This window comes from Blastococcus sp. SYSU D01042 (assembly GCF_054050515.1).
In genome coordinates, this window is record NZ_JBJGZM010000002.1 from 107,133 (window position 1) to 123,408 (window position 16,276).

Consider the following 16,276-nt stretch of genomic DNA (forward strand, 5'->3'; position numbering starts at 1 on the left):
GATCGGCGCCCGGGAGCCTTGAGGAGACGAGCCCTCGTGGCCGATACCGACAGCAGCAGTCCCACCAGCGCCGACGAGAACGGCCCCCGGCCGGACGACGAGGTCACCGAGATCCCCGCGGTGTCCGAGGACTCCTCGGTCCCCGAGGACCCGGAGGAGGAGGCCGCGGCCGAGCCGGAGCCGCAGCCCGAGCAGCAGCCGGAGCCCCAGCCCGACCCGGAGCCCGAGGCGGATCCGGAGCAGGTCGGCTCCCGGTTCGGCGCGCAGTTCAGCTCGCCGGAGCCCACCGCCGTGGTCGCCCGGCCGCGCCGCCGCGCCACCCGCCCGGCCGCCGCGCCGGACCCCGACGCGGTCGAGCCGGTGACCCCGGCGGCGCCCGTCGCCGCGGCGCCGGCGTTCGTCAGCTTCATGGCCCCGCCGGCCGACGCCCCGCCCGCCCCGCGCCGTCGCAGCCGCCGCCCCGTCGAGTCGCCCGACGTCGAGGCCGCCGACGGCGCGACGCCCGAGGTGACCGAGGAGGAGGTCGAGCCGACCCGTTCCCGCCGCCGCCGCCGTCCGGTCGCGGAGCCCGTCGAGGACGTCGAGCTCGTCGAGGGCCGGGACGCCGACGACGAGGACGCCGACGACGAGACCGCCGGTGCCGGGGACGACGGCGACGCCGCCGAGGGGGCCGGCAGCCGCCGGCGCCGCCGCGGTCGCCGCGGGCGCGGTCGTGGCCGCACCGAGGAGTCCGGCGACGGCGACGACGAGACCGCCGACCAGCCCCTGGCCGACGCGGACGCGGACTCCGACGAGGACGCGGCCGACGAGGGCGACGAGGACACCGACGGCGACACCGACGAGGCCTCGGGCGGCTCGAGCACCCGCCGCCGCCGTCGCCGCCGCCGGCGCAGCGGGAGCGGGGGCGAGGACGCCTCCGACGACACCGACGACGACGACCGCCCCGAGCGGGCCGGCCGCAACGGCCGCACCACCAGCGACGACGACGTCCGCGGGGTCGCGGGCTCGACCCGCCTGGAGGCCAAGCGCCAGCGCCGCCGCGACGGCCGCGACACCGGTCGCCGCCGCGCGCCGATCCTCACCGAGAGCGAGTTCCTCGCCCGGCGCGAGGCGGTCGACCGCACGATGGTCATCCGCCAGCGCGGCGAGCGGACCCAGATCGCCGTCCTCGAGGACGACGTCCTCGTCGAGCACTACGTCACCCAGGCGCAGGCGACCTCCTTCGCCGGCAACGTCTACCTCGGCCGCGTGCAGAACGTGCTGCCCAGCATGGAGGCGGCGTTCATCGACATCGGCAAGGGGCGCAACGCGGTCCTGTACGCCGGTGAGGTCAACTGGGACGCCGCGGGCCTGTCGGGCAAGCAGCGCTCGATCGAGACCGCGATGAAGTCCGGCGACAAGGTCCTGGTGCAGGTCACCAAGGACCCGATCGGCCACAAGGGCGCCCGGCTCACCCAGCAGATCAACCTGCCCGGCCGGTTCCTGGTCTACGTGCCCGGCGGCTCGATGACCGGCATCAGCCGGAAGCTCCCCGACACCGAGCGGCAGCGCCTCAAGGACATCCTCAAGCGGATCGTCCCCGAGGACGCCGGCGTGATCATCCGGACCGCGGCGGAGGGCGCCTCGGAGGAGGAGCTCACCCGCGACGTCAACCGGCTCACGGCGCAGTGGGAGGTCATCCAGCAGAAGGCGGGGTCGACCTCCAGCGCGCCCACCCTGCTCTACGGCGAGCCCGACCTGGCCATCCGCGTCATCCGCGACGTCTTCAACGAGGACTTCAAGGAGCTCGTCGTCCAGGGCGACGACGCCTGGGACACCGTCGAGGCCTACGTCGGCCACGTCTCGCCGGAGCTGAGCGCACGGCTGTCGCGCTACTCGGGGACCGGCGACGTCTTCCACGACCTGCGCATCGACGAGCAGCTGGCCAAGGCGCTCGACCGCAAGGTGTGGCTGCCCTCGGGCGGCTCGCTGGTGATCGACCGCACCGAGGCGATGACCGTCGTCGACGTCAACACCGGCAAGTTCGTCGGCTCGGGCGGCAACCTCGAGCAGACCGTCACGCGCAACAACATGGAGGCCGCGGAGGAGATCGTCCGCCAGCTCCGGTTGCGCGACATCGGCGGCATCATCGTCATCGACTTCATCGACATGGTGCTGGAGAGCAACCGCGACCTCGTGCTGCGGCGGCTCACCGAGTGCCTCGGGCGCGACCGCACCAAGCACCAGGTCGCCGAGGTCACCTCGCTGGGCCTGGTGCAGATGACCCGCAAGCGGGTCGGCCAGGGCCTGCTCGAGGTGTTCTCCGAGAACTGCGAGCACTGCCGCGGGCGCGGGATCATCGTCAGCACCGACCCGGTCGACGAGAAGCGTCGCGGCGGTGGCGGCGGCAACGGTGGCGGCTCCGCCGGCTCCGGCGGGGGCAACTCCGGCGGCAACCGGCGCGACCGCTCCGGCAAGGGCGACAACGGCGGCGGAAGCAGCACCAAGGACGACGCCGCCGAGCAGGCCGCACCGGAGAGCGGCCCGGCCGCCGAGCCGGCCGCCGAGGGCGACGCCGAGGCGGGCGAGGGCACGCGCAGCGGCGGGCGACGCAACCGTGGCCGCCGCAACCGCGGCCAGTCGGGCGAGGACCGGGCCGCGGCCGACGCCGCCGTCCTGGCCGGCACCCGGGGCGAGGAGCCCGACGCCGCGGACGACGACGCCGCAACCGCCGTCGAGGACGTGACGCCGGTGGACGCGGACCCGGAGGTCCACCCCGCGACGCCGGAGCGCGAGTCCGCCGACGTGGTGGTCGTGCCGCCGCTCGCCGTGGCCCAGCCCGCACCGGAGCAGGGAGAGCAGGGAGAGCAGCCGGAGCAGGCCGAGCCCGCGGTCGAGGCGACCCCCACCGAGCCGCTCGCGGCCGAGGACGTCCTGGCCGCACCGGAGATCGCGGCGGCGGAGGTGGCCGCGGTCGACGCGGCCACGGCCGAGGTGGTCGCCGAGGAGCCGGCGACGGCCGCTCCGACGGGGCGTCCGCGCCGCCGCCGGGCAGCCAGCCGCCCGGCCGGGCCGCCCAGCGCCTGACCGTCCTAGGTCACGTCGACCGGGGCGCACAGCCTCAGGTACGCTGGTCGGGTTGCACCGCCACCGCGCGGGCGCCCCAGGGTGCCGCCGGGTCAGGCGTGCGCAGCCCGTCCAGCACCCGGCGCCCGATCGGTCGTGCGCGCCGGGAACACAGCAGGACACACGAATGCGAACGAGGAGTCAGTGGTGTACGCAGTGGTGAAGGCCGGCGGTAGCCAGCACAAGGTGGCCGTGGGCGACACGTTCACGATCAACCGCCTGGCGGGTGCGGCCGGCGACAGCGTCGCCCTGCCGGCGATCCTGCTGGTCGACGGCGACACCGTCACCAGCGACGCCGCGGCCCTGGCCAAGGTGACCGTGACCGGCGAGATCGTCGAGCACGGCAAGGGCCCGAAGATCCGCATCCACAAGTTCAAGAACAAGACCGGCTACCACAAGCGGCAGGGGCACCGTCAGCCCCTGACCAGCGTCGTGGTCCGCGACATCTCGAAGGGCTGACCTCGACATGGCACACAAGAAGGGCGCATCGTCGTCCCGCAACGGTCGTGACTCCAACGCGCAGCGCCTCGGCGTGAAGCGCTTCGGTGGCCAGGTCGTCAAGGCCGGCGAGATCATCGTGCGCCAGCGCGGCACCCACTTCCACCCCGGCCTCGGTGTCGGCCGCGGCAGCGACGACACGCTGTTCGCGCTGGCCCCCGGTGCGGTCACCTTCGGCACGCGCCGCGGGCGGAAGACCATCAGCATCAGCGCCGTCGAGGCCTGATCCCGGACCCCGTCCACGGGACGGGGCCGCAGAACGTTCACCACGCGACGAGCGCACGGGCGATCCGCCCGTGCGCTCGTCGCGCTAGCAGGCAGGAGGCGGTGGGCATGGCCGCTTTCGTCGATCGCGTGGTCGTGCACGTGGCAGCCGGCAACGGCGGTCACGGCGTGGCCTCGATCCACCGGGAGAAGTTCAAGCCGCTCGGCGGGCCCGACGGCGGCAACGGCGGTGACGGCGGCGACGTCGTCCTCGAGGTGGACCCCAGCGTGCACACGCTGCTGGACTTCCACCACCGGCCGCACCAGAAGGCCGGTAACGGCCGGCCCGGCGAGGGCAGCAACCGGCACGGCGGCAAGGGCGAGGACCGGGTCCTGCGGGTCCCGGCGGGCACGGTCGTCAGCACGCCCGACGGCCGGGTCATCGCCGACCTCGTCGGCGCGGGCACCCGCGTCGTGCTGGCCCAGGGCGGCCGCGGCGGGCTGGGCAACGCCGCGCTGGCCAACGCCCGCCGCAAGGCCCCCGGTTTCGCGCTGCTCGGTGAGCCCGGCGAGGCCTTCGACGCGGTCATCGAGCTCAAGAGCATCGCCGACGTCGGCCTGGTCGGGTTCCCGTCGGCGGGCAAGTCCTCGCTGGTCGCCGCCATGTCCGCGGCCCGGCCGAAGATCGCCGACTACCCCTTCACCACGCTGGTGCCGAACCTCGGCGTGGTCCGCTCCGGCGACACGGTCTACACGATGGCCGACGTCCCGGGGCTGATCCCGGGCGCGTCCACCGGCAAGGGCCTGGGCGTGCAGTTCCTGCGGCACGTCGAGCGCTGCGCCGTCCTGGTGCACGTGGTCGACATGGCCACGATGGAGCCCGGGCGCGACCCGGAGAGCGACATCGAGGCGCTCGAGCACGAGCTGGCCGAGTACGGCGGCGACGAGCTCGACCTGGTCGGCCGGCTGCGCATCGCCGTCCTCAACAAGATCGACGTGCCGGACGCCCGGGAGCTGGTCGACCTGGTGCGCACCACCCTCGAGGAGCGGGGGCTGACCGTCTTCCCGGTCAGCGTCGCCACGGGGGAGGGGCTGCGCGAGTTCGGCTTCGCCCTCGCCGCGGCGGTCGAGGAGCACCGCGCGAGCCTGCCCGCGATGGAGCCCGCCCGCGTCACCGTGCGGCCCAAGGCGGTCGACGACTCCGGCTTCACCGTCGAGCGCGACACCGAGTTCGACACCGGAGGCTTCCTCGTGCACGGCGTCCGGCCCGAGCGCTGGGTGCGCCAGACCGACTTCAGCAACGACGAGGCCGTCGGCTTCCTCGCCGACCGGCTCAACCGGCTCGGGGTCGAGGAGGCGCTGGCCAAGGCGGGTGCGGTCACCGGTGACGCCGTCACCATCGGCGGCGTCACCTTCGACTGGGTGCCCTCCCTGCCCGCCGGCACGCTCACGGTCGAGGAGACCGCCGGGCTGGGTGGCCGGGGCACCGACGCCCGCATCGACGCGCCGCACCGCGTGCGCGCCGAGGAGCGGCTGGCGGCCAAGCGCGCCCGCCGGGTGCCGTACGAGCTGAGCGAGGAGACGTGGACCGAGGACGACCTGCCGGAGGACCTGCCGTGACGCCGTCCGGCGTGCGGTCCGAGATCGCCGGCGCCCGGCGCGTCGTGGTCAAGGTCGGCTCCTCCTCGCTGACCACCCTGCCGGGCGGGCTGGACACCGGTCGGCTCTCCGCACTGGTCGAGGTGCTGGGTGCCGCCCGCGCCGCCGGCCGGGAGGTCGTGCTCGTCTCCTCGGGGGCGATCGCCGCCGGGCTGGCCCCGCTCGGCATCGAGGGACGGCCGCGTGACCTCGCCACCGCGCAGGCCGCCGCCAGCGTCGGGCAGCTCCGGCTGGTGCAGACCTACGCCGACGCCTTCGCCGCGCACGGCGTCACCGTCGGCCAGGTGCTGCTGACCGCCGACGACCTGACCCGCCGCGGGCACTACCGCAACGCGCACCGCACCGTGGAGCGGCTGCTGACGCTGGGCGTGCTGCCGATCGTGAACGAGAACGACACGGTGGCCACCGAGGAGATCCGCTTCGGCGACAACGACCGGCTCGCCGCGCTCGTGGCGCACGTGGCCCAGGCCGACGCGCTGGTGCTGCTCTCCGACGTGGACGGCGTCTACGACGGCGACCCGCGCACCGGTCCGGCGTCGCTGGTTGACACCGTCCGCGAGCCCGCCGACCTGGCGGCCGTCACCCTCGGCTCGGCCAGCAGGAACGGGGTCGGCACCGGCGGGATGGCCACCAAGGTGGAGGCCGCCTTCATCGCCGCTCACGCCGGCGTGCCCGTCGTCGTCACCTCGACGGCGCAGGCCGGCGCCGCCCTGGCGGGGGAGCGGGTCGGCACCCTGTTCCAGGCGATGGGCCGCCGGCCCAGCGCCCGCCAGTTCTGGCTGCGCTACGCCAGCCGGCCGCGCGGCCGGCTGGTCCTGGACGACGGCGCGGTGGAGGCCGTCCGCGAGCGGCACGCCTCGCTGCTGGCCGCGGGCATCACGGCCGTGTCCGGGGAGTTCGTCGCCGACGACCCGGTCGAGCTGGTCGGCCTCGACGGCACCGTCGTGGCCCGCGGGCTGGTCGCCTACGACGCCTCCGAGCTGCCCCGGCTGCTGGGCCACAAGTCCGGCGACCTGCCGCCGGAGTACCGCCGGGAGGTCGTGCACCGCGACGAGATGGTGCTCGTCCGGCGCCGTCCCTGAACCCGCGGGGCGGGGCGGCGAAGCCCGGCTGAGAGACTGCAGCCGTGACGATCCGCCCCATCCGCGAGCTCGGTGACCCGGTCCTGCGCACCCCCTCCGACGAGGTCACGGCCTTCGACGGCTGGCTGGCCGCGCTGGTGCGCGACCTCGAGGAGACCGTCGACAACCCCGGCCGCGCCGGTGTCGCCGCGCCGCAGATCGGGGTCAACGTGCGGGCGTTCTCCTACAACGTCGACGGACGCATCGGGCACGTGGTGAACCCGGTGCTCGTCGAGGTCTCCGAGGAGATCCAGGACGGTGACGAGGGGTGCCTGTCCGTCCCGGGCATCTGGGCCCCCACCGTGCGTGCCATGCGCGCGGTCGTCGAGGGCTTCGACGTCCGCGGGAAGCCGCTCCGGATCGAGGGGGAGGGGCTCATGGCCCGCTGCCTCCAGCACGAGGTCGACCACCTCGACGGCAAGGTCTTCCTCGACCGGCTCACCGGTGAGGCGCGGAAGTCCGCGCTGCGGGCGCTGCGCGACCGCTGAGGCTCAGCCGCGGGCGGCGGTGCAGGCGGCGCAGGTACCGAAGACCTCGACCTGGTGGGCGACGTCGGAGAAGCCGTGCTCCGAGGCCACCCGGGACGCCCAGCGCTCGACGGGCTGGTCGGCCACCTCGACCGTCTTGCCGCAGGAGCGGCAGACCAGGTGGTGGTGGTGCGCGGGGGAGCAGCGGCGGTACGACGCCTCGCCGTCGGAGCCCCGCAGCACGTCGAGCTGCCCGTCGTCGACCAGCGCCTGCAGCGCCCGGTAGACCGTCGCGAGCCCGACCGAGTCACCCCGCTCCCGGAGCAGGGCGTGCAGGTCCTGGGCGCTGCGGAAGCCGTCCAGCTCGTCGAGCAGCGCGACCAGCGCGCTGCGCTGACGGGTGGTGCGGCGGGCGGGGACGTCGGCGGCGGGCGCGGCCGGATCGGTCATGGTCGCCCCGTCCTGTCCCGGGGGGCGCCCACCGGGCCCACCCCGTGCTCGTCGTAGTGCACGCCCTCGCCCGTCCGGTGCGGCGCGTGGCGGTGCCCGTCGTGGTCGTAGTCCACGTGGTCGCCGTGCGGCACCGGGGGGTGTCCGCAGTCCTGGCCGTGCTCGTGCGGGTGGGCGTCGTGGACGTCGACCTTACGCCGGTGCCGCCGGCGCGCCGTCCGGTCCCGCACGGCCACGGAGGCCGAGACCAGCAGGAACAGCGCGATCGCCAGCAGCACGATGGTGCCGCCCGAGGGCGTCCCCGCGTAGAACGACGTCGCGGTGCCCGAGACGCTGACCAGCAGCCCGATCACGCAGGCGAGCAGAAGGGTCTGCCGGAAGCTGCGGGCCAGGAGCTGGGCGACGGCGCTCGGCACGATCATCAGCGCGCTGATCAGCAGCAGGCCGACGACCCGCATCGACAGGACGACGGTCGAGGCGACCAGCGCCGCCAGGACGACGTTCAGCCCCAGGACGGGCAGGCCGACCGCACGGGCGTACTCCTCGTCGTCGCTCACCGCGTACAGCCGCTGCCCGAGCAGCGCCACGGAGGCCAGCACGACCACGGAGATGCCGGCGAAGACCGCGACGTCCTGCGGGCTCGTGGTGGTGATGGCGCCGAAGAGGTACGAGTCGAGGTTGGTGGCCTGCCCGCGCGGGGCGAGGCTGAGCAGCACGACACCGCCGGCGATGCCGCCGTAGAAGAGGACGGCGAGCGCCACGTCGCCGCTGGTCCGCCCGCGCGCGCGGACCAGCTCGATGAGCACGGCGCCCAGGACGGCGGCGACCAGCGCGGTCCACACCGGGCTGGTCGCGGTGAGGACGCCGACGGCCACGCCGGTCAGCGCGACGTGCCCGAGCCCGTCGCCCAGCAGCGACAGCCGGCGCTGGACGAGGAAGACGCCCACGGCGGGCGCGACCAACCCGACCATGAGCGAGGCGAGCAGCGCCCGCTGCATGAAGTCGTAGTCGAGGATGTCCACGTCAGTGCTCCTCGTCGCCCGGGCGGCGTGCCCGGGTGCTCACGGTCGGCTGGTCCTGGCGGTAGCCGCCCGGCCGGGGGTCGGGAGCGTGGTGGTGGACGCCGGGCTCCTCGTGGGCCGACGCCTGGTCCAGCGGGCCGTCGTAGGCGACGCGGCCGTGGTCGACCACCACGGCCCGGCGCAGCACGCCGGCCAGCGGAGCGGTCTCGTGGGTCACGACGACCAGCGTCGTACCGCCGGCCGAGATGCGCGTGAGGACGGCGGCCAGCGCCTCCTGGTTGGCGGCGTCCACCCCCGCCGTGGGCTCGTCCATGATCAGCAGCTCCGGTTCCGCGGCCAGCGCCCGGGCGACCAGCACGCGGCGTTGCTGCCCGCCGGACAGCGAGGCGACGGGGTCACCCAGCCGGTCGGCGAGCCCGACCGCCTCGACCGCCTCGGTGACGGCGGCGCGATCGGCCCGCCCCGGACGGCGCAGCAGCCCGAGCCGCGCCAGCCGGCCGACGCCGACCACCTCGCGCACCGTCGCCGGGACGGCGCCGCTGATCGTGTGCCGCTGCGGTACGTACCCCACCCGGCCCGGCTCGCGCAGCCCGCCGACCGGTGCCCCGAGGACGGAGACGTGCCCGCCGAGCACCCCGGCCAGGCCGAGGACCCCCCGGGCGAGGGTGGTCTTGCCCGAGCCGTTGGAGCCGAGCACGGCGACGGCCTCACCGGCGCCGATCCTCAGGTCGACGTCGCGGACGATGGCCACGTCGCCGTAGCCGATGGTGGCGTGCTGCAGCTCGATCGCGGTCGGGCCGGTGGACGGGGTGTCGCTCACGAGCAGGACTGGCCCTCCTGGAGGGTCGCGAGGTTCGCGCGCATGACGGAGAGGTAGTCGTCGCCGGCCGACTCGTCGGTCAGACCCTCGAGCGGGTCGAGCACCGCTGTCCGCACGCCGGCCTCGGAGGCCACCGTCTCGGCGATCGAGGGGTCGACCAGGGTCTCGGTGTAGACCGTGGTGACGCCGCGCTCGGCGACCAGGGACGAGATCTCGGCGAGCTGGTCGGCCGACGGCTCCGTGCTGGGGCTCAGCCCGCTGATGCCGACCACCTCGAGACCGTACCGGTCGGCGAGGTAGCCGAAGGCGTCGTGGCTCGTCACCAGGGTGTCGACCGCGCAGCGGCCCAGGCCCTCGCTCATCTCGGCGTCCAGCGCCTCGAGGTCCTCGCGCAGCGCGGCGGCGTTCTGCTCGTAGGTCTCCGCTCCGTCGGGGTCGAGCTCGGTCAGCTGCTCGGCGAGCGCGTCGCCGACGTCGGCCAGCCGGGTGGGGTCGAGCCAGAAGTGCGGGTCCGCGGACTCCTCGCCCTCGGCGTGCTCCTCCTCGGCGTGCTCCCCCTCGGCGTGCTCCTCGCCGTCCTCGTGCTCGTGGTCCTGGCCGTCCGACGTGAGCGACAGGTCCGCCGCCTCGGCAGCGTCCCAGGAGTGGTCGCCGGCCTGCTGCTCGGCGACCTCGTCCACCGCTGACTGGAAGCCGCCCAGGTAGACGAGCAGATCGGCGTCGGACACGCCGGCGACGTCCCGTGGGGTGAGCTCGAGGTCATGCGGCTCGGCGCCGGGTGCGGTGAGGGACGAGACGTCGACGCGGTCCCCGCCGATCCGGGAGGCGGCCCACTCCAGCGGGTAGAAGCCCGCGACGACGGTCAGCCCGTCGCCGTCGCCACCGCCGCCGGGGCCTCCGTCGTCGCTGCCGCAGCCGGCGAGCAGGAGCAGGGACGCGGTGGCCGCCGCGGCGACGGAGCGGCGGGCGAGCAACGTGTTCATGAGAACCATTATCCACAGCAGAACGGCGTTCTGGAAATGGCCACCCGCCGGGTACGCTCAGGGGGTGTCGGAGATCTCGCCGCTGCCGTTGATCGGCGCTGCCGCACTGCGCGCCCGCTCGGCCGCCCGCATCCTGCGCACCCTGCCCACCGACGCCAAGGACGGCGCGCTGACGGCGATGGCCGAGGCGCTCGTGGAGCGGAGCGACGAGATCCTCGCGGCCAACGCGACCGACGTCGCCGCCGCCCGCGCCGACGGGACGCCCGAGGCGATCATCGACCGGCTGCGGCTGGACGCCGACCGGATCGCCGGCGTGGCCCGGGCGCTGCGCGAGCTGGTCGCGCTGCCCGACCCGGTCGGCGACGTCGTCCGCGGCTCGCGGCTGCCCAACGGGCTGGAGCTGCGCCAGGTCCGCGTGCCCCTGGGCGTCGTCGGCATCGTCTACGAGGCCCGTCCCAACGTGACCGTCGACGCCGCTGGGCTGTGCCTGAAGAGCGGCAACGCCGCGCTGCTGCGCGGATCGGCCTCGGCGTTCGCCACCAACACCGCGCTGATCGCGGTCCTCACCGAGGCGGGGGAGAAGGCCGGCCTGCCTTCCGGCTTCGTCGAGCTGCTACCGGCCGACCGCTCGTCGGTGGGCGAGCTGCTCGGTGCCCGCGGGCTGGTCGACGTGGTCATCCCGCGCGGCGGGGCCTCGCTGATCCAGCGGGTGGTCCGCGAGTCGAAGGTGCCGGTGATCGAGACCGGCGAGGGCAACTGCCACGTGTACGTCGACGCCTCCGCCGACCCCGCGATCGCCGAGGCGGTCGTCCTCAACTCCAAGACCCACCGGGTCAGCGTGTGCAACTCGGCGGAGACGCTGCTGGTGCACCGCGACGTCCCGTTCCTGCCGCGGCTGCTGCGCGCGCTCGCCGACGCGGGGGTGACCGTCCACGGCGACCCGGCGGTGCTCGCGGCCGCCGGTGCCGGCGCACCCGCGGTCCTGCCGGCGACCGACGAGGACTGGGGCGCGGAGTACCTGTCGATGGACATGGCCGTGCGGGTCGTCGACGACCTGCCCCAGGCGCTGGACCACATCGCGCGCTGGACCACCGGGCACACCGAGGCCATCGTCGCGGACTCCGCGGCCGCCATCGCCGCCTTCACCGCGGGCGTCGACGCCGCCGCGGTCATGGTCAACGCCTCCACCCGGTTCACCGACGGGGGCGAGTTCGGGTTCGGCGCCGAGATCGGCATCTCGACGCAGAAGTTGCACGCCCGTGGCCCGCTCGGACTCCCCGAGCTGACCTCGACCACCTACGTCGTCACAGGTCGTGGCCACGTCCGCTGAGCGGTCCTCCCGGCCCGCCCGCTCCCTCACCGGCCCACCCCACCACCCTGGAGCTGTCTTGCCCCGTCCGCCGTCGCAGTCCCCGCACTTCTCCTCGGTCACCGACGTCTCCAAGCGGCTGAGCGAGGCGGGCTACCTGCCCGACGCCCAGATCGCGACGACGGTCTTCCTCGCCGACCGGCTGGGCAAGCCGCTGCTGGTCGAGGGGCCCGCGGGCACCGGCAAGACCGAGCTGGCCAAGGCGCTCGCCACCTCGACCGGCTCGGACCTCATCCGCCTGCAGTGCTACGAGGGCCTGGACGAGGCCCGGGCGCTGTACGAGTGGAACTACAAGAAGCAGCTGCTGCGCATCCAGGCCTCGCAGGCCGGCGACGGCGCGGACTGGGACACCGTCCACGACGACATCTTCGGCGACGAGTTCCTGCTCTCCCGCCCGCTGCTCACCGCCATCCGGCGCACCGACCCGACCGTGCTGCTCATCGACGAGACCGACAAGGCCGACGTCGAGGTCGAGGGCCTGCTGCTGGAGGTGCTGTCGGACTTCCAGGTGACCATCCCGGAGCTCGGCACCATCTCCGCCACCCGCCGGCCGATGGTGGTGCTCACCTCCAACGCCACCCGCGAGCTCTCCGAGGCCCTCAAGCGCCGGTGCCTGTACCTGGCCCTGGACTACCCCTCCGCCGAGCGCGAGCGGGAGATCGTGCTGTCCAAGGTGCCCGACCTGGCGCCGGCGCTGGCCGAGCAGCTGGTGAAGACCGTGCGCGCGCTGCGGGCGATGGAGCTGAAGAAGTCGCCGTCGATCTCCGAGACGCTGGACTGGGCGCAGACGCTGCTCGAGCTGGGCCTGGACACCCTGGACGAGGGCGCCATGGGCTCGACCCTCGGGGTGGTGCTCAAGCACGCCAGCGACCAGGAGCGTGCCGCCGCCGAGCTCCGGCTCAACTGATGACCGCGCCGCTGAGCCGCTCCGAGGAGCTCGGGGGGCTGGCCGGGCACCTGGACGGCTTCGTGCGCGCGGTGCGGGCGGCGGGCATCCCGGTCGGCATCAGCCAGGCCGTGAACGCCGCCGAGATCCTCACCGTCGTGGACCTGCTCGAGCGCGAGCAGCTGCGGCACGGCCTGGCTGCCGTGCTGCTGCAGCGCGCGGCGCAGCGGCCTGCCTACGACGTCCTGTTCGACCTGTGGTGGCCGCTGAGCGACCGGCCGGCGCCGGCCGAGGACGCCGAGGAGCCCGAGGACGGCGGCGAGGACGGCACGCCCCAGCAGGGCGGTCCGCGACCGGACGACGCGGCGCTGGCGAAGGCCATGCGCGACGAGCTGTTCCGGCTCCTGCTGGAGGGCGACGAGGACGAGATCCGCCGGTTCGCCCGCCGGGCCGTGGAACGGCTGGGCAGCGGGCAGCCGAGCCCCACCGGGCAGTCGTACTTCAGCTACCGGGTCATGCGGGCCCTCTCTCCGGACACGCTGGTCGCCCAGCTGCTGGCCGGGCTGCTCGCCGAGGGTGACCGTGGCGGGCTCAACGAGCAGGTGGCCCGCCAGACGGTGCGCGACCGGGTCGACCAGTTCAAGAACGCCGTCGAGACCGAGGTGCGGCGGCGGACGGCCGACGAGAAGGGCCGGGAGCGGGTCGCCAAGAACGCCGTGCGGCCGCTGGCCGACCAGATCGACTTCCTGCGCGCCCAGTCGACCGACCTCGCCGAGCTGCGCCGCACGGTGGCGCCGCTGGCCCGGCGGCTGGCGGTGCGGTTGTCCGCGCGGCGCAAGATCGGCCGCCAGGGCCGGCTGGACTTCCGCAAGACGGTGCGCGCCTCGCTGGGCACCGGCGGCGTGCCCGTGGTCACCCACCACCGGCCGCGGAAGGTGCACAAGCCGGAGCTCGTCGTGCTCTGCGACGTCAGCGGCTCGGTGGCCGGGTTCAGCCACTTCACGCTGATGCTGACCCAGGCGCTGCGTGAGCACTTCACCGGTGTGCGGGCGTTCGCCTTCGTCGACTCGACCGACGAGGTCACCCGGTTCTTCCGCCCGGGTGCCGACGTCGCCGACGCGGTGACCCGCATCGGGCGCGAGGCGCAGGTGGTGGCCTTCGACGGCCACAGCGACTACGGCACCGCGTTCGAGGTCTTCGCCGACAAGTACGCCTCGGCGATCGGGCCGAAGACCTCGCTGCTCGTGCTGGGGGATGCCCGGACGAACTACCGGCCCGCGGCAGTGCCGCTGCTGGCCAGCATGGTGCGCCGGTCGCGCTCGGCGCACTGGCTCAACCCGGAGCCGGAGCGCCAGTGGGGGACCGGGGACTCCGCTGCCGACCGGTACCGCGACGTCATCGACATGGTGGAGTGCCGGAACGCCGCGCAGCTGGCCGACTTCATCACCACGCTCTGAGGGCCGGCCGCGTGGTGGGTGGCACGGGGAAATCCGGTACCGCCCGTAACCCTTAGCGCGCGCGGCCGTTGGTCAGCGCGGTGGCGTGCCCCGGGCGCGGCGCCGTCCGACCGCGGCAGGGCAGCGACGCCCGCGACCGGCTGCACGGGGGAGCCGGTCGTCGCGGGACGGACGTCCCCGCGGGGCTGGGCGCTGGATGCCGCGTCGCGCGGGTGCCGGTCTCGGTCGGTCCGGGCGGGGCCGGTTCCGGCGGGCACGGATACGCTCGGTCGGTGACAGGCGGGCGGATCGGTGTGATGGGTGGAACGTTCGACCCCATCCACCACGGGCACCTCGTGGCCGCGAGCGAGGTCGCCGGGCTCTTCGGGCTCGACGAGGTGGTCTTCGTGCCGACCGGCCAGCCATGGCAGAAGAGCGACCGGCAGGTGAGCCCCGCCGAGGACCGCTACCTGATGACCGTCATCGCGACGGCCTCCAACCCGCGGTTCTCGGTCAGCCGGGTCGACATCGACCGCGGCGGGCCGACGTACACGATCGACACCCTCGTCGACCTGCGCGCCCAGCGCCCGGACGCCGAGCTGTTCTTCATCACCGGCGCCGACGCGCTGGCGCAGATCATGACCTGGCGCGACGGCGACCGGTGCTTCGACCTCGCGCACTTCATCGGGGTGACCCGCCCCGGCTACACGCTGGCCGACTCGGACCTGCCCGCCGGCCGGGTCAGCCTGGTCGAGATCCCCGCGCTGGCGATCAGCTCCAGCGACTGCCGCGACCGCGTGGCCCGCGGCATGCCGGTCTGGTACCTCGTCCCCGACGGCGTCGTCCAGTACATCGAGAAGCGCGGCCTCTACCGGGAAGGCCTGCGCCGGCGCGCGCCCGCGGCGGTGAGCGGGGGCGAGCACCCCGCCCCGACCGGTCCCGCCCCTGCACCCGACATCCCCACCGATCTCCAGGAGGTACCCCGATGACCGCCTCGGCCGAGGCGCGGGACACCGCGCAGCTCGCCGCTCAGGCGGCCGCCGACAAGCTCGCCACCGACGTCTCGATCGTGGACGTCAGCGAGCGGCTCGCCATCACCGACGCCTTCGTCCTCGCCTCCGCGCCCAACGAGCGCCAGGTGCAGGCCATCGTCGACGCGGTCGAGGAGCGCCTGCGCGAGCACGGCATCAAGCCCGTGCGCCGCGAGGGCGTGGCCGAGGCCCGCTGGGTGCTGCTCGACTTCGTCGACGTCGTCGTCCACGTCCAGCACGCCGAGGAGCGGGCCTACTACGCGCTCGAGCGGCTCTGGAAGGACTGCCCGACCATCCCGTTCGTCGACAGCGCCCTCCCCGCGCAGGCGGCGGCCGAGCCTCAGGGACCGGCCGCTGCCGCCGAGCCGGCCGAGGTCGCCGAAGCGGACGACGTGGTGCCGGCTCAGGACCTCTCCGACCGGTGACCGCTCCCGCGGCGGCCCTCGCCCTCCCCGTCCGGCGGCTGATCCTCTGGCGGCACGGACGGACGGAGTGGAACGCCGCCGGCCGCTTCCAGGGGCGGATGGACCCGCCGCTCGACGAGGTCGGCCGGCGGCAGGCCGTCGCGGCGGCGCCGCACCTGGTGGCGTCCGGTGCGCTGGACGGGGACACCGTCGTGGTGTCCAGCGACCTGGAGCGCGCCGCGGACACCGCCGGGGCCCTCACCCGGCTGCTCGGCGTGGAGCTGCGGCTGGATGCCCGGCTGCAGGAGCACGGCATGGGCAGCTGGGAGGGGCTCGACCGCGGCGAGGTGGCCGACCGGTACCCGGACCAGTACGCGGACTGGCTGGCCGGGCGCCCGGTGCTCGGGCGCGGCGGGGAGGAACCCGGGGAGGTCGCCGACCGGGCGCTCGCCGCCGTGGCCGACCTGCCCCCGGCGCCGGTCGCGGTCGTGGTGACGCACGGCGGGACGAGCGGTCGACTCATCGAGCGGCTGCTCGGGCTGCACCCCGAGCAACGGCGGCTGTTCGGCCCGCTGGGCAACTGCGCCTGGAGCGAGCTGCAGGAGCAGTCCGGCGCCTGGCGGCTCATCCGGCACAACGTCTCCGTGCCGGGGAACGCGGCCGCTCCCGAGGGCGCCGGGCACGCGCGCCCGGACGTGGTGGCACCTGCCGGTGGCAGCCCCGAGGAGGGCGGCACGGGCCCCATCGCGGACGCCGACGCGGTCGTCTGACCGGCGGTCCCCGTCGCCCGACCCTCCCCGCACGGGCGGTGGCGGGCCGTC

The 16,276-nt window shown here is 74.8% G+C and carries 16 protein-coding genes; 12 read left to right on the forward strand and 4 right to left on the reverse strand.

Going from position 1 to position 16,276, the window contains the following annotated elements; all coding sequences use genetic code 11:
- Window positions 1–36: 36 nt before the first annotated feature.
- The 6 genes from ACI79H_RS04655 (at window position 37) to def (ending at window position 7,075) form a co-directional block, all read left to right on the forward strand.
- Window positions 37–3,066, forward strand: a complete 3,030-nt coding sequence (locus ACI79H_RS04655; RefSeq protein WP_456553209.1) for an Rne/Rng family ribonuclease — start codon at window positions 37–39, stop codon at window positions 3,064–3,066.
- 186 nt (window positions 3,067–3,252) lie between these two features.
- On the forward strand, window positions 3,253–3,564 hold the full coding sequence (rplU, locus tag ACI79H_RS04660) for a 50S ribosomal protein L21 (protein WP_200492229.1): 312 nt from the start codon (window positions 3,253–3,255) through the stop codon (window positions 3,562–3,564).
- Window positions 3,565–3,571: 7 nt separating this feature from the next.
- Entirely contained in the window at window positions 3,572–3,829 is a 258-nt protein-coding gene (gene rpmA / locus ACI79H_RS04665; protein WP_091984959.1) for a 50S ribosomal protein L27, read from the forward strand.
- Between the two features lie 107 nt (window positions 3,830–3,936).
- The gene (gene obgE / locus ACI79H_RS04670) at window positions 3,937–5,427 is read left to right on the forward strand and encodes a GTPase ObgE (protein WP_456553210.1); all 1,491 of its coding nucleotides are present in this window, start codon (window positions 3,937–3,939) and stop codon (window positions 5,425–5,427) included.
- Complete coding sequence (gene proB, locus ACI79H_RS04675) at window positions 5,424–6,548, forward strand: glutamate 5-kinase (RefSeq protein WP_456553211.1); 1,125 nt, start codon at window positions 5,424–5,426, stop codon at window positions 6,546–6,548. Before obgE ends, proB begins: the two co-directional genes overlap by 4 nt.
- Window positions 6,549–6,592: 44 nt before the next feature.
- A complete protein-coding gene (gene def / locus ACI79H_RS04680) occupies window positions 6,593–7,075 on the forward strand; it encodes a peptide deformylase (RefSeq protein WP_456553212.1) in 483 nt (160 codons plus the stop codon).
- 3 nt (window positions 7,076–7,078) lie between these two features.
- Here def and ACI79H_RS04685 read toward each other — a convergent pair whose 3' ends face one another.
- Genes ACI79H_RS04685 through ACI79H_RS04700 form a run of 4 tightly spaced genes read right to left on the reverse strand, consistent with a single transcriptional unit; the run spans window position 7,079 to window position 10,329 of the window.
- The gene (locus ACI79H_RS04685; protein ID WP_456553213.1) at window positions 7,079–7,504 is read right to left on the reverse strand and encodes a Fur family transcriptional regulator; all 426 of its coding nucleotides are present in this window, start codon (window positions 7,502–7,504) and stop codon (window positions 7,079–7,081) included.
- On the reverse strand, window positions 7,501–8,526 hold the full coding sequence (locus tag ACI79H_RS04690) for a metal ABC transporter permease (protein ID WP_456553214.1): 1,026 nt from the start codon (window positions 8,524–8,526) through the stop codon (window positions 7,501–7,503). Before ACI79H_RS04690 ends, ACI79H_RS04685 begins: the two co-directional genes overlap by 4 nt.
- A gap of 1 nt (window position 8,527) precedes the next feature.
- Window positions 8,528–9,346 (reverse strand): metal ABC transporter ATP-binding protein, encoded by an 819-nt coding sequence (locus ACI79H_RS04695; RefSeq protein ID WP_456553215.1) that lies wholly within the window; start codon window positions 9,344–9,346, stop codon window positions 8,528–8,530.
- A complete protein-coding gene (locus ACI79H_RS04700) occupies window positions 9,343–10,329 on the reverse strand; it encodes a metal ABC transporter substrate-binding protein (protein WP_456553216.1) in 987 nt (328 codons plus the stop codon). Before ACI79H_RS04700 ends, ACI79H_RS04695 begins: the two co-directional genes overlap by 4 nt.
- A 64-nt stretch (window positions 10,330–10,393) precedes the next feature.
- Here ACI79H_RS04700 and ACI79H_RS04705 point away from each other — a divergent pair, with 64 nt between their 5' ends.
- The 6 genes from ACI79H_RS04705 (at window position 10,394) to ACI79H_RS04730 (ending at window position 16,225) form a co-directional block, all read left to right on the forward strand.
- Window positions 10,394–11,659 (forward strand): glutamate-5-semialdehyde dehydrogenase, encoded by a 1,266-nt coding sequence (locus ACI79H_RS04705; protein WP_456553217.1) that lies wholly within the window; start codon window positions 10,394–10,396, stop codon window positions 11,657–11,659.
- Window positions 11,660–11,717: 58 nt separating this feature from the next.
- The gene (locus tag ACI79H_RS04710; protein ID WP_456553218.1) at window positions 11,718–12,605 is read left to right on the forward strand and encodes an AAA family ATPase; all 888 of its coding nucleotides are present in this window, start codon (window positions 11,718–11,720) and stop codon (window positions 12,603–12,605) included.
- Window positions 12,605–14,041: a vWA domain-containing protein gene (locus tag ACI79H_RS04715; protein WP_456553219.1), complete on the forward strand. Its 1,437-nt coding sequence runs from the start codon at window positions 12,605–12,607 to the stop codon at window positions 14,039–14,041. Before ACI79H_RS04710 ends, ACI79H_RS04715 begins: the two co-directional genes overlap by 1 nt.
- Before the next feature lie 272 nt (window positions 14,042–14,313).
- Window positions 14,314–15,009, forward strand: coding sequence for a nicotinate-nucleotide adenylyltransferase (nadD, locus tag ACI79H_RS04720; RefSeq protein ID WP_456553220.1), 696 nt, complete (start codon window positions 14,314–14,316; stop codon window positions 15,007–15,009).
- Window positions 15,006–15,476 carry a ribosome silencing factor gene (gene rsfS / locus ACI79H_RS04725; protein ID WP_456553221.1) on the forward strand — a complete coding sequence of 157 codons (471 nt, stop codon included), beginning with the start codon at window positions 15,006–15,008 and terminating at the stop codon, window positions 15,474–15,476. The genes nadD and rsfS overlap by 4 nt, the downstream gene beginning before the upstream one ends.
- Window positions 15,473–16,225 (forward strand): histidine phosphatase family protein, encoded by a 753-nt coding sequence (locus ACI79H_RS04730; protein WP_456553222.1) that lies wholly within the window; start codon window positions 15,473–15,475, stop codon window positions 16,223–16,225. Before rsfS ends, ACI79H_RS04730 begins: the two co-directional genes overlap by 4 nt.
- Window positions 16,226–16,276: the final 51 nt, after the last annotated feature.